Genomic DNA, 12263 nt, shown 5'->3' on the forward strand with positions numbered 1-12263 from the left:
CCAACGCGGCGGTTTTTTTGAAAGATGCACTGTGATCGATGCAGGTGATCGGGGGCTTCGGCCTTCCTTCGCTTTCCCCGGCGGCTCGGACCGCTTTAACGCAGACTTCTAGGGTTTTTCATGACGCGCTACATATTCGTCACGGGCGGTGTTGTTTCTTCATTGGGGAAAGGCATCGCATCGGCTTCATTGGCGGCCATCCTGGAGGCGCGGGGACTTAAGGTCACCATGCTGAAGCTGGACCCGTACATCAACGTTGACCCGGGCACCATGAGCCCGTTCCAGCACGGTGAAGTGTTCGTCACCCACGACGGCGCCGAGACCGACCTGGACCTGGGCCACTACGAGCGGTTCATCCGCACGACCATGACCCAGAACAACAACTTCACCACCGGCCGTGTCTACGAACACGTCCTGCGCAAAGAGCGCCGTGGTGATTACCTGGGCGCCACCATCCAGGTGATCCCGCACATCACCGACGAAATCAAGCGCCGGATCATCAAGGGCGCCGGCGATGCCGACGTGGCCATGGTCGAGATCGGTGGCACCGTGGGTGATATCGAATCGCAACCGTTCCTCGAAGCGATCCGTCAATTGCGTTTCGAAGTCGGCGCCAAGCGCGCGATGCTGATGCACCTGACGCTGGTGCCGTACATTGCCACCGCCGGCGAAACCAAAACCAAGCCAACCCAGCATTCGGTCAAGGAACTGCGTTCCATCGGCCTGCAACCCGACGTGCTGGTGTGCCGTTCCGATCACCCGATCGACCTGTCCTCGCGCCGCAAGATCGCGCAGTTCACCAACGTTGAAGAGCGTGCGGTGATCGCGCTGGAAGACGCCGACACCATCTACAAGATCCCGGGCATCCTGCACTCCCAGGGCCTGGACGATTTCGTCGTCGAGCGTTTCGGCCTGCAATGTGGCGGCGCCGATCTGTCCGAGTGGGAAGCCGTGGTCGACGCCAAGCTCAACCCCGAGCACGAAGTCACCATCGCCATGGTCGGCAAGTACATGGAACTGCTGGACGCCTACAAGTCGCTGATCGAAGCGATGAGTCACGCCGGCATCAGCAACCGCACCAAGGTCAACCTGCGCTACATCGATTCCGAAGACATCGAAAACCAGGGCACTGCGCTGCTGGAAGGTGTCGACGCGATCCTCGTACCGGGCGGCTTCGGTCTGCGCGGCGTGGAAGGCAAGATCACTGCCGTTCAATTCGCTCGCGAAAACAAGGTTCCGTACCTGGGTATCTGCCTGGGCATGCAAGTGGCCGTCATCGAGTTCGCACGTAACGTGCTGGGCTGGAAAGACGCCAACTCCACCGAGTTCGATCGTGCCAGCGGTCACCCGGTCGTGGGCCTGATCACCGAGTGGGAAGATGCCACCGGCGCCGTCGAAATCCGTACCGAAGCGTCCGACCTGGGCGGCACCATGCGCCTGGGCGCCCAGGATTGCCTGCTTGAAGCCGGCTCCCTGGTGCACGACTGCTACGCCAAGGACGTGATCGTCGAGCGTCACCGTCATCGCTATGAAGTGAACAACAACCTGCTGCCGCAACTGATCGAAGCCGGTCTGAAAATCTCCGGTCGCTCCGGTGATGGCGCTCTGGTCGAAGTGGTCGAGGCTCCGGATCATCCGTGGTTCGTCGCTTGCCAGTTCCACCCTGAGTTCACTTCGACGCCACGCGACGGTCACCCGTTGTTCAGCGGTTTCGTTAAAGCAGCTTTGGTCCAACACCAGAAGAAGGCGTAAATCCGATGGCGCAGAAGATCATCCGCGTAGGCGATATCGAGATTGGCAACGACAAGCCAATGGTGCTGTTCGGTGGCATGAACGTGCTGGAAAGCCGTGACATGGCGATGCAGGTCTGCGAAGAGTACGTAAAGGTCACCGAAAAACTCGGTATCCCTTACGTGTTCAAGGCCAGCTTCGACAAGGCCAACCGTTCCTCCGTGACCTCTTACCGTGGCCCCGGCCTGGAAGAGGGCATGCGGATTTTCCAGGACATCAAGCAAGCGTTCGGCGTGCCGATCATCACCGACGTCCACGAGCCTGACCAGGCCGCGGTCGTCGCTGAAGTTTGCGATATCATCCAGCTGCCGGCCTTTCTGTCGCGCCAGACCGACCTGGTGGTCGCGATGGCCAAGACCGGCGCGGTGATCAACATCAAGAAAGCCCAGTTCCTCGCGCCTCAGGAAATGAAACACATCCTGAGCAAATGCGTGGAAGCGGGTAACGATCAGTTGATCCTCTGCGAACGCGGTTCGAGCTTCGGCTACAACAACCTGGTCGTCGACATGCTCGGTTTCGGCATCATGAAGCAGTTCGAATACCCGGTGTTCTTCGACGTGACCCACGCGCTGCAAATGCCCGGCGGTCGCTCCGATTCCGCCGGCGGTCGCCGCGCCCAGGTCACCGACCTGGCCAAGGCCGGCATGAGCCAGTCGTTGGCGGGCCTGTTCCTCGAAGCGCACCCGGACCCGGACAACGCCAAATGCGACGGCCCTTGCGCCTTGCGTCTGGACAAGCTGGAGCCATTCCTGGCCCAGCTCAAGGCGCTGGACGAACTGGTGAAAAGTTTTCCTGTCGTAGAAACCGCGTAATATCGGCAATCCCGATCCTGTAGGAGCTGGCTTGCCAGCGAAGAGGCCCTCAAGCCTTGCGGGAATTTCGAGACCGCCTTCGCCAGCAAGCCGGCTCCTACAGAAATATGCCCCACACGTTATAAAGCGAGCGGTACAGAGCGTTTTCGTCAACTTTGGAGTGTTTACAACAATGGCAAAAATCGTCGACATCAAAGGTCGTGAAGTTCTCGACTCCCGTGGCAACCCCACCGTCGAAGCGGACGTGCTTCTCGATAACGGCATCATCGGTAGCGCTTGCGCGCCGTCCGGTGCTTCCACTGGCTCGCGTGAAGCGCTCGAGCTGCGTGATGGCGACAAGAGCCGTTACCTGGGCAAGGGCGTGCTCAAAGCCGTCGCCAACATCAACGGTCCGATTCGCGACCTGTTGAAAGGTGCAGACCCAAGCGACCAAAAGGCGCTGGATCACGCGATGATCAAGCTCGATGGCACCGAAAACAAAGGTTCCCTGGGCGCCAACGCGATCCTTGCCGTTTCCCTGGCAGCAGCCAAGGCAGCAGCACAGGACCAGGACCTGCCGCTGTACGCTCACATCGCCAACCTGAACGGTACCCCGGGTGTCTACTCGATGCCGGTTCCGATGATGAACATCATCAACGGTGGCGAGCACGCCGACAACAACGTCGACATCCAGGAATTCATGGTCCAGCCGGTTGGCGCCAAGTCTTTCTCGGAAGGCCTGCGCATGGGTACCGAGATTTTCCATCACCTCAAAGCCGTGCTGAAGGCCCGTGGCCTGAGCACTGCCGTCGGTGACGAAGGTGGTTTCGCGCCGAACCTGGCCTCCAACGAAGACGCTTTGAAAGTGATCTCCGAAGCCGTGGCCAACGCCGGTTACACGCTGGGCACCGACGTGACCCTGGCCCTGGACTGCGCGGCGAGCGAATTCTACGAAGACGGTAAATACAACCTGTCCGGCGAAGGCCAGGTGTTCACCGCCGAAGGTTTCGCCGACTACCTCAAAGGCCTGACCGAGCGTTACCCGATCATCTCGATCGAAGACGGCCTGGACGAGTCCGACTGGGCTGGCTGGAAAATCCTCACCGACAAGATCGGCGAGAAAGTCCAGCTGGTAGGCGACGACCTGTTCGTGACCAACACCAAGATCCTGAAAGAAGGCATCGATAAAAAGATCGCCAACTCGATCCTGATCAAGTTCAACCAGATCGGCACCCTGACCGAAACCCTGGAAGCCATCCAGATGGCCAAGGCCGCGGGTTACACAGCCGTGATCTCGCACCGCTCCGGCGAAACCGAAGATTCGACCATTGCCGACCTGGCAGTGGGCACTTCGGCTGGCCAGATCAAGACCGGTTCCCTGTGCCGTTCCGATCGCGTTTCCAAGTACAACCAACTGCTGCGTATCGAAGAGCAGTTGAATGGCAAAGCCAAGTACAACGGTCGCAGCGAATTCCGCGGCTGATTGCTGAAAAAAAGACAGCGGATTGTGTCGGAAAAATCGCGACAGCGATGAATTTGCCATTAATCTGATGCCTTGCAAGCACAAGCCTGGGTCTTCCAGGCTTCGTGCTATCAGCAGCTTCAAAGTTTTGCATGGCTGTCTTTTTTCACTGGATACCCGATATTCGATGCGCAGTCCCAATTGGTTGTTCCTCGTCTTGCTCCTGTTGCTGGCTGGCCTGCAATACCGCCTGTGGGTGGGTAATGGCAGCCTGGCGCAAGTGGCCGAGCTGACTCAGCAGATCGCTGATCAACACGCTGAGAACGAGGGCCTGCTTGAGCGCAATCGGGTGATGGACGCTGAAGTCAGCGAGTTGAAAAAGGGCATGGAGACCGTGGAAGAGCGGGCTCGCCATGAGCTGGGCATGGTCAAGGACGGTGAAACCCTTTACCAGCTGGCTCAATGAACACTTCGTTACCGGCCTTCTGGGCCGTGATTCCTGCCGCGGGCGTCGGTGCCCGTATGGCCGCGGACCGTCCCAAGCAATATTTGCAACTGGGCGGGCGCACTATTCTCGAACACAGCCTTGGCTGTTTCCTCGATCATCCTTGCCTGAAGGGCCTGGTGGTCAGTCTTGCTGTCGATGATCCTTACTGGCCGAACCTGGCGTGTGCTGGCGATTCGCGTATTCAGCGGGTTGAGGGCGGTGCCGAGCGTTCCGGCTCGGTGCTCAATGCGTTGCTGCATTTGCATGCGCAAGGCGCTGACGATGAAGACTGGGTGCTGGTCCACGATGCCGCGCGGCCGAATCTGAGCCGTGATGATCTGGACAAGCTGCTGGGGGAACTCGCAGATGATCCGGTTGGCGGACTGCTGGCGGCTCCGGCACGCGATACTCTCAAACGGGTCGACAAACACGGTCGTGTGGTCGAAACCGTGGATCGCAGTGTGATCTGGCAAGCCTATACGCCGCAGATGTTTCGCCTGGGTGCATTGCATCGGGCGTTGGCCGACAGTCTGGTGGCGGATGCGGTCATTACCGATGAAGCTTCGGCGATGGAGTGGGCAGGCCTGGCGCCGCGATTGATTGAAGGTCGATCCGACAACCTCAAAGTAACTCGCCCCGAAGACCTTGAGTGGTTGCGCCAGCGCTGGGCCAACCGCCGCTAAGCTGCATACTCCGGCCTTTGCGCCAAACCTTCTTTCAAGTAATCCACCAACTTGCGCACCTTGGGCGACAGATGCCGTTGCTGCGGATAAAGCGCCCACACGGCGGTGTTCGGCGGTTGGTGGGCTTCCAGCAGCGAAATCAATTCGCCGTTTTTCAGATGCTCCAGGACGTAGTAGTCGGGCAGCTGACACAAACCCACTCCCTGTAACGCCGCATCCAGCACCGCTTGCCCACTGTTGCAACGCCAGTTTCCCTGTACCCGCTGCGAAAATTCCCGCCCGTTCTGTTCCAGTTGCCAGATGTCCGAACTGCCGATGAGGCAGTTGTGACGGCTCAATTCCGACAGGCTGTGTGGGCGGCCATATCGTTCCACATAGGACGGTGATGCGCACAAATACATGCGTCGTGGTGCCAGACGTGCCGCCACCAGCCGCGAGTCCTGCAAGCGACCAAGCCGGATCGCCAGGTCCAGGCCCTCGTGCACCAGGTCCAGTTGGCGGTTGCTCAGTTCGATGTCGATCCGCAGCTGCGGATAGAGCCCCATGAAGCGGGTCACCAGCGGCACGATGAAGCGTTCGCCGTACGCGACGGCGCAGGTCATGCGCAGCATGCCTTTAGGTTCGCTGGTCAGGTCGCCGACCGCTCGCAAGGCTTCTTCGCGGCCATCCTGTAAACGTTGGCAATGCTGCAGAAACGTCTGCCCGGCTTCAGTCAGGGTGACGCGTCGGGTGCTGCGATACAGCAGGCGCGTCTGAAGGCGCTCTTCGAGGCGTACGATTTGTCGACTGATGTGAGAGGAAGAAACCCCAAGCCGTTCCGCGGCAGCCGTGAACTGACTGCACTCGGCGACTGCGACGAATTCGTCGATCCCTTCCCAGCGATTTTCGGACATCAAAGATTATCCCTGTATGGCAATAATGTTTTGCTTTTGTCCGGATTATTCACCGTAGAGCGCTGTATTACACTCCTTGTCTCGTTTTTATTCACTGGAGAATGCACATGATCAAGTCGCGCGCTGCCGTAGCCTTCGAGGCGAAGAAACCCCTCGAGATCGTCGAAGTCGATGTCGCCATGCCCAAGGCCGGTGAAGTCTTGCTGCGCGTGGTGGCTTCCGGTGTCTGCCATACCGATGCCTACACGCTGTCCGGTGCCGACCCGGAAGGCATCTTCCCGTCGATCCTTGGCCACGAAGGTGGCGCAGTGGTGGAAGCCATCGGCGAGGGCGTGACCTCCGTGGCGGTGGGTGATCACGTGATTCCGCTGTACACCCCGGAATGCCGCCAGTGCAAATTCTGCCTGTCGGGCAAGACCAACCTCTGCCAGGCCATTCGCGCCACCCAAGGCAAAGGCCTGATGCCTGATGGCACCTCGCGCTTTTCCTACAAGGGGCAGCCGATTTTCCACTACATGGGCACTTCGACATTTTCCGAATACACCGTGCTGCCGGAAATCTCGGTCGCCAAAATTCCTAAAGAAGCGCCGCTGGAAAAAGTCTGCCTGCTGGGCTGCGGTGTCACCACCGGCATCGGCGCAGTACTCAACACGGCCAAGGTAAAACCAGGTGACACCGTCGCCATTTTCGGCCTTGGCGGCATCGGCCTGTCGGCGGTCATCGGCGCGGTAAAAGCCAAGGCTGCACGCATCATCGCGATCGACATCAACCCGGCCAAATTCGAGATCGCCAGACAGCTGGGTGCAACCGATTGCGTCAACCCGAAAGACTTCGACCGTCCGATCCAGGAAGTCATCGTCGACATGACCGATGGCGGCGTCGACTTCTCCTTCGAGTGCATCGGCAATGTGCAATTGATGCGCGCGGCCCTCGAGTGCTGCCACAAGGGTTGGGGCGAGTCGGTGATCATCGGCGTGGCCGGTGCCGGGCAGGAAATCTCCACCCGTCCATTCCAGCTGGTCACCGGTCGCGTCTGGCGCGGTTCGGCATTCGGCGGTGTGCGCGGCCGTACCGAGTTGCCAAGTTATGTCGAAATGGCCGAGACCGGCGAAATCCCGCTGGATACTTTCATCACCCACTCCATGGGCCTGGAAGATATCAACAAGGCATTCGACCTGATGCACGAAGGCAAAAGTATCCGTAGCGTCATTCATTTCTGAGGTCGGACATGAGCCTGGAAAATATCTCCTGCCAGAAAAGCTTCGGCGGCTGGCACAAGCGCTATCGACACCGCTCCGATGTGCTCGGTTGCGACATGGTGTTTGCCGTGTACCTGCCGCCGCAAGCGGAGCAGGGCGGCAAACTGCCGGTCCTGTACTGGTTGTCCGGCCTGACCTGCACCGACGAAAACTTCATGCAAAAGGCCGGCGCCATGCGCATGGCCGCCGAGCTGGGGCTGATCATCGTGGCACCGGACACCAGTCCTCGCGGCCCTGACGTGCCGGGTGATCCGGAAGGCGCCTGGGATTTCGGTCTCGGTGCCGGGTTTTATCTGAATGCCACGCAGGAACCCTGGTCGCGGCACTATCGGATGCATGACTATGTGGTGCAGGAGTTGCCCGCATTGGTCGAAGCCCATTTTCCTGCATCGGACAAGCGCGGCATCAGCGGTCACTCCATGGGCGGCCACGGCGCACTGGTCTGCGCCTTGCGCAATCCGGGGCGTTATCAGTCGGTGTCGGCGTTCTCGCCGATCAACAACCCGATGGATTGTCCCTGGGGGCAAAAAGCCTTCTCTCGTTACCTGGGCGAAGACCGCTCGAAATGGCGCGAATGGGATGCCTGTGCATTGATCGCCGAGGCTGATGAGAAATTGCCGCTGCTGGTCGACCAAGGTGATCGCGACGATTTCCTCGCCACACAGCTCAAGCCCGAAGCCCTGCAACAGGCCACCAAACTGGCCGGTCACCCGCTGGCGCTGCGTCTTCAGCCGGGTTACGACCATAGCTATTTCTTCATCGCCAGCTTCATCGACGATCACTTGCAGCATCATGCACGCGCCCTAAGCGCCTAATGCAGGTAGAATCACGCCCTGACAAAAATCGGGGCGTTTTTTTATGCGTATTGGCCACGGCTATGATGTGCACCGTTTCGCTGAAGGCGATTTCATTACTCTGGGCGGCGTGCGGATTGCACACGGCTTCGGGCTGCTCGCTCATTCCGACGGTGACGTCCTGCTGCACGCCTTGAGCGATGCCTTGCTTGGCGCTGCCGCGCTGGGCGACATCGGCAAGCATTTCCCGGACACCGACCCGACATTCAAGGGCGCCGACAGCCGCGTGCTGTTGCGTCACGTCGTTGCACTGATCCACGCCAAGGGTTGGAAAGTCGGCAACGTCGATAACACTATCGTCGCCCAGGCGCCGAAAATGGCCCCGCATATCGAATCGATGCGCGCGCTGATTGCCGCGGATCTTCAAATTGAATTGGATCAAGTGAACGTGAAAGCCACCACCACCGAAAAGCTCGGCTTTGTCGGTCGCGAAGAAGGCATTGCCGTGCATTCCGTTGCCTTGTTGCTGCGCGCATGAACGACCTGCAATTGCTTGGACCGCGCGCCTACGGTGAAGCCCTCGGCACCGCCGTACTGAAAGCGACGGCGGAAGATTTTCAGGTCGATGAAGTCCTCGATATCCCCCTCAGTGGCGATGGCGAGCACCTGTGGATCTGGGTAGAGAAACGCGGGCTGAACACCGAAGAAGCGGCACGGCGAATCGCCAAGGCTGCGGGCGTGCCCTTGCGCACCGTCAGCTACGCAGGCCTCAAGGACCGTCAGGCGCTGACGCGTCAGTGGTTCAGCGTACAGCTGCCGGGCAAGGCTGATCCGGATTTGTCGCCGGCAGAAAACGATACGTTGAAAATCCTCAAGACCGGCCGGCACAAACGCAAGCTGCAACGCGGTGCCCACTCGGCCAACGGGTTCACCTTGCGCCTGACGCAGTTCGCGGGCGACAAGGCGGCGATCGAAGAGCGTCTGCAGCTGATTGCCAAACAAGGTGTTCCCAATTATTTCGGCGCCCAGCGCTTCGGGTTTGATGGCGGCAACGTCGTCGATGCCCGTGCCTGGGCCGCGCGCAAGGCGTTGCCGGAGCAGCGCAACGTGCGTTCGCGCCTGCTTTCAACGGCCCGTAGTTTTCTGTTCAACCAAGTGTTGGCGGCACGGGTCGCCGATGGCACCTGGCAGCGTGCCCAGGTTGGCGATCTGCTGGCGTTCACCGATAGCCGCAGCTTCTTTCCCGCAGGCGTTGCCGAGTGCAGCGACCCGCGCCTGGCGATTCTCGACCTGCACCCGACCGGTCCGCAGTGGGGCGAAGGTGACTCGCCGGCCTCGGGCGCTGTCCATGAATTGGAGCAGGCAATCGCCGCACGCGAGGCGGATCTTCGCGATTGGTTGATTAACGCCGGAATGAGCCACGAACGTCGCATCCTGCGGCTGCCCATTGGTGGGTTGACGTGGCATTATCCCGATCCTGACATTCTGCAACTGGAATTCATCCTGCCGGCCGGATGCTTCGCCACCGTATTGGTGCGCGAACTCGTCGATCTGGTGCCGGTGGGGCAGACGGACAGCCCATGCGTATTCTGATTTCTAACGACGATGGGGTAACCGCACCCGGTCTTGCCGCGCTTTATGCTGCGCTGGCGGATTACACCGAATGCGTGGTTATCGCCCCGGACCAGGACAAAAGCGGCGCGAGCAGTTCGCTGACGCTCGACCGTCCATTGCACCCGCAAACCCTGGCCAACGGCTTTATCAGCCTTAACGGCACGCCCACCGATTGCGTGCACCTGGGGCTCAACGGTTTGCTTGAGCAAGTACCGGACATGGTGGTTTCCGGGATCAACCTGGGCGCCAACCTGGGGGACGACGTGCTGTATTCCGGTACGGTGGCCGCAGCCCTTGAAGGGCGTTTCCTGGAGCGCCCTTCGTTCGCCTTTTCGTTTGTCTCGCGGCAAGTAGAGAACCTTTCCACCGCCGCTTATTTTGCGCGCAAACTGGTCGAGGCTCACGCGGACCTCGAACTGCCACCGCGCACGGTGCTGAACGTGAACATTCCCAATTTGCCGCTGGAACACATCCGCGGAATACAATTGACTCGCCTCGGCCATCGCGCCCGCGCGGCGGCACCGCTGAAAGTGGTCGATCCGCGCGGCAAATCCGGTTACTGGATCGCCGCGGCCGGGGACGCCGAAGATGGCGGTCCGGGCACCGATTTCCATGCGGTGATGCAAGGCTACGTTTCAATCACCCCACTGCAACTGGATCGCACCTTCAACGATGCCTTCAGAAGTCTTGATGGCTGGCTGGAGGGGCTGCGCTGATGGCTCGTGAACAAGACCCTATGCATCGTGGCATCGGGATGACCTCGCAACGGACCCGTGAGCGCCTGATCCAGCGGTTGTATGAGGAGGGCATATCCAACGCCAAGGTGCTGGAGGTGATTCGCCGTACGCCGCGTCACCTGTTCGTCGACGAGGCGCTGGCCCACCGTGCCTATGAAGACACGGCGTTGCCGATCGGGAACAACCAGACCATCTCCCAGCCTTACATGGTCGCGCGCATGAGCGAGCTGTTGCTGGAGGCAGGTCCTCTGGACAAGGTCATGGAAATAGGCACAGGGTCGGGTTATCAGACCGCGATCCTGGCGCAACTGGTCGAACGGGTGTTTTCGGTCGAGCGCATCAAGGTGCTGCAGGACCGGGCCAAGGAACGTCTGGTGGAACTTAACTTGCGCAACGTGGTGTTTCGCTGGGGCGATGGCTGGGAGGGCTGGCCGGCGCTGGCGCCGTACAACGGCATTATCGTCACCGCGGTGGCGACCGAGGTGCCTCAGGCGCTGCTCGATCAGTTGGCGCCGGGGGGGCGATTGGTGATTCCGGTCGGCTCCGGTGAGGTTCAACAATTAATGTTGATCATTCGCGAGGAGCAGGGTTTTTCCAGACGCGTTCTCGGGTCTGTGCGCTTCGTTCCATTGCTCAATGGGCCGCTGGCCTGAGCATTTGTTTCGGCGCGCTGAATTCTCTTCGATTGCCCCTGTCTTACAGCGGCAACGATCGGTTAACGGGATTCATCGTCAGGTAGCAAACGTGTGCCTCGCGTCATTGAAGGTAAGGCCTGCACGGCCCGTTATACTTGCGACATTTCGTGCCGTTCACGGCAATCCACATTTTCAGCCACCACAAAGGGAGCGGCGGGTGAGTCTCACAGTCATTGCGCAGCGAATGGGTATAACGAGCTTTCAGCGCCTGGTGACTGGCCTCGTCCTGAGCACCTTGCTGGTTGGTTGTTCCAGCAACAAGTCGAGCGACGTGCGCGTCATCGAACGCAACAATTCCGTCGCGCAGCGTCCGGCAGTGACGACGGGGCAGTACGTCGTCCGCCCCAAGGACACCCTGTTTTCCATCGCGTTTCGCTACGGCTGGGACTACAAGGCGCTGGCTGCACGCAACAACATTCCTGCGCCCTACACGATCCATCCGGGTCAGACGATCCGCTTCGATGGTCGCACCGGTTCAACGCCGACGACCCTGGTCGGTTCGTCCGGTTCAACGCCTTCGTCGTCGAGTAAAACCACGGTCTTCCGTCGTCCCGCTACCGGTGCGACCACCAGCACGGCGGTGGTTGTACCGTCCGTCGCGAACAAACCTGCGGCCGTTCCGATGCCGCCGGCGGGTCCCGCCCCGACCGGCTGGGGGTGGCCATCTAATGGCATTCTCATTGGTAAATTCTCTTCAAACGGCAGTTTGAATAAAGGAATTGATATCGCCGGAGATTTGGGACAGCCTGTTTTAGCTGCGTCTGATGGGACGGTGGTATACGCCGGGAGTGGCTTAAGGGGCTACGGCGAATTAGTCATCATCAAACACAGCGATACCTACGTCAGTGCCTATGGACATAACCGCAGGCTATTGGTTCAGGAGGGGCAGCAGGTCAAGGTCGGACAGACAATTGCCGAAATGGGGTCAACGGGTACAGACCGGGTGAAACTGCACTTTGAGATTCGCCGACAAGGTAAACCTGTAGATCCGCTGCAATTTCTGCCGCGTCGTTGATCGCTATCCAGCCTGTTCCTCACGTAGAGGGGACAGGCTTCA

The 12263-nt window shown here is 59.8% G+C and carries 13 protein-coding genes; 12 read left to right on the top strand and 1 reads right to left on the bottom strand.

Features of this window, described 5'->3' with window-relative positions; translation table 11 throughout:
* The first annotated feature begins 120 nt into the window (after positions 1-120).
* The 5 genes from F8N96_RS08905 to ispD all read left to right on the top strand — a co-directional run bounded on the left by F8N96_RS08905 (position 121) and on the right by ispD (position 5214).
* Entirely contained in the window at positions 121-1752 is a 1632-nt protein-coding gene (locus tag F8N96_RS08905) for a CTP synthase (protein WP_150797480.1), read from the top strand.
* Between the two features lie 5 nt (positions 1753-1757).
* Positions 1758-2603 (top strand): 3-deoxy-8-phosphooctulonate synthase, encoded by an 846-nt coding sequence (gene kdsA / locus F8N96_RS08910; protein WP_150797481.1) that lies wholly within the window; start codon positions 1758-1760, stop codon positions 2601-2603.
* A gap of 172 nt (positions 2604-2775) precedes the next feature.
* A complete protein-coding gene (gene eno / locus F8N96_RS08915) occupies positions 2776-4065 on the top strand; it encodes a phosphopyruvate hydratase (RefSeq protein WP_150766042.1) in 1290 nt (429 codons plus the stop codon).
* A 166-nt stretch (positions 4066-4231) separates the two neighbouring features.
* Positions 4232-4510 (top strand): cell division protein FtsB, encoded by a 279-nt coding sequence (gene ftsB / locus F8N96_RS08920; protein WP_008028992.1) that lies wholly within the window; start codon positions 4232-4234, stop codon positions 4508-4510.
* The gene (gene ispD / locus F8N96_RS08925; RefSeq protein ID WP_150797482.1) at positions 4507-5214 is read left to right on the top strand and encodes a 2-C-methyl-D-erythritol 4-phosphate cytidylyltransferase; all 708 of its coding nucleotides are present in this window, start codon (positions 4507-4509) and stop codon (positions 5212-5214) included. The genes ftsB and ispD overlap by 4 nt, the downstream gene beginning before the upstream one ends.
* Here ispD and F8N96_RS08930 read toward each other — a convergent pair.
* Positions 5211-6107 carry a LysR substrate-binding domain-containing protein gene (locus F8N96_RS08930; protein ID WP_150797483.1) on the bottom strand — a complete coding sequence of 299 codons (897 nt, stop codon included), beginning with the start codon at positions 6105-6107 and terminating at the stop codon, positions 5211-5213. The genes ispD and F8N96_RS08930 overlap by 4 nt on opposite strands.
* A gap of 107 nt (positions 6108-6214) precedes the next feature.
* Between F8N96_RS08930 and F8N96_RS08935 the strand changes: the two genes are divergently transcribed.
* The 7 genes from F8N96_RS08935 to F8N96_RS08965 all read left to right on the top strand — a co-directional run bounded on the left by F8N96_RS08935 (position 6215) and on the right by F8N96_RS08965 (position 12221).
* On the top strand, positions 6215-7327 hold the full coding sequence (locus F8N96_RS08935; RefSeq protein WP_150797484.1) for an S-(hydroxymethyl)glutathione dehydrogenase/class III alcohol dehydrogenase: 1113 nt from the start codon (positions 6215-6217) through the stop codon (positions 7325-7327).
* 8 nt (positions 7328-7335) lie between these two features.
* Complete coding sequence (fghA, locus tag F8N96_RS08940; protein ID WP_150797485.1) at positions 7336-8181, top strand: S-formylglutathione hydrolase; 846 nt, start codon at positions 7336-7338, stop codon at positions 8179-8181.
* Positions 8182-8224: 43 nt separating this feature from the next.
* On the top strand, positions 8225-8698 hold the full coding sequence (gene ispF / locus F8N96_RS08945) for a 2-C-methyl-D-erythritol 2,4-cyclodiphosphate synthase (RefSeq protein WP_046029226.1): 474 nt from the start codon (positions 8225-8227) through the stop codon (positions 8696-8698).
* Positions 8695-9753, top strand: a complete 1059-nt coding sequence (gene truD / locus F8N96_RS08950; RefSeq protein WP_150797486.1) for a tRNA pseudouridine(13) synthase TruD — start codon at positions 8695-8697, stop codon at positions 9751-9753. Before ispF ends, truD begins: the two co-directional genes overlap by 4 nt.
* The gene (surE, locus tag F8N96_RS08955) at positions 9741-10490 is read left to right on the top strand and encodes a 5'/3'-nucleotidase SurE (protein WP_150767034.1); all 750 of its coding nucleotides are present in this window, start codon (positions 9741-9743) and stop codon (positions 10488-10490) included. The genes truD and surE overlap by 13 nt, the downstream gene beginning before the upstream one ends.
* 38 nt (positions 10491-10528) lie before the next feature.
* Positions 10529-11164 (top strand): protein-L-isoaspartate(D-aspartate) O-methyltransferase, encoded by a 636-nt coding sequence (locus F8N96_RS08960; RefSeq protein ID WP_191630725.1) that lies wholly within the window; start codon positions 10529-10531, stop codon positions 11162-11164.
* 199 nt (positions 11165-11363) lie between these two features.
* Positions 11364-12221 (top strand): peptidoglycan DD-metalloendopeptidase family protein, encoded by an 858-nt coding sequence (locus F8N96_RS08965; protein WP_150797488.1) that lies wholly within the window; start codon positions 11364-11366, stop codon positions 12219-12221.
* Positions 12222-12263: the final 42 nt, after the last annotated feature.

It is taken from the genome of Pseudomonas fluorescens (genome assembly GCF_902497855.1).
Taxonomy (GTDB): Bacteria; Pseudomonadota; Gammaproteobacteria; order Pseudomonadales; family Pseudomonadaceae; genus Aquipseudomonas; species Aquipseudomonas fluorescens_BI.

Excerpts from the sequence above, each read along its gene's own strand:
- F8N96_RS08905 (WP_150797480.1), top strand. The coding sequence starts at position 121 with ATGACGCGCTACATATTCGTCACGGGCGGTGTTGTTTCTTCATTGGGG.
- kdsA (WP_150797481.1), top strand. The coding sequence starts at position 1,758 with ATGGCGCAGAAGATCATCCGCGTAGGCGATATCGAGATTGGCAACGAC.
- eno (WP_150766042.1), top strand. The coding sequence starts at position 2,776 with ATGGCAAAAATCGTCGACATCAAAGGTCGTGAAGTTCTCGACTCCCGT.
- ftsB (WP_008028992.1), top strand. The coding sequence starts at position 4,232 with ATGCGCAGTCCCAATTGGTTGTTCCTCGTCTTGCTCCTGTTGCTGGCT.
- ispD (WP_150797482.1), top strand. The coding sequence starts at position 4,507 with ATGAACACTTCGTTACCGGCCTTCTGGGCCGTGATTCCTGCCGCGGGC.
- F8N96_RS08930 (WP_150797483.1), bottom strand. The coding sequence starts at position 6,107 with ATGTCCGAAAATCGCTGGGAAGGGATCGACGAATTCGTCGCAGTCGCC.
- F8N96_RS08935 (WP_150797484.1), top strand. The coding sequence starts at position 6,215 with ATGATCAAGTCGCGCGCTGCCGTAGCCTTCGAGGCGAAGAAACCCCTC.
- fghA (WP_150797485.1), top strand. The coding sequence starts at position 7,336 with ATGAGCCTGGAAAATATCTCCTGCCAGAAAAGCTTCGGCGGCTGGCAC.
- ispF (WP_046029226.1), top strand. The coding sequence starts at position 8,225 with ATGCGTATTGGCCACGGCTATGATGTGCACCGTTTCGCTGAAGGCGAT.
- truD (WP_150797486.1), top strand. The coding sequence starts at position 8,695 with ATGAACGACCTGCAATTGCTTGGACCGCGCGCCTACGGTGAAGCCCTC.
- surE (WP_150767034.1), top strand. The coding sequence starts at position 9,741 with ATGCGTATTCTGATTTCTAACGACGATGGGGTAACCGCACCCGGTCTT.
- F8N96_RS08960 (WP_191630725.1), top strand. The coding sequence starts at position 10,529 with ATGACCTCGCAACGGACCCGTGAGCGCCTGATCCAGCGGTTGTATGAG.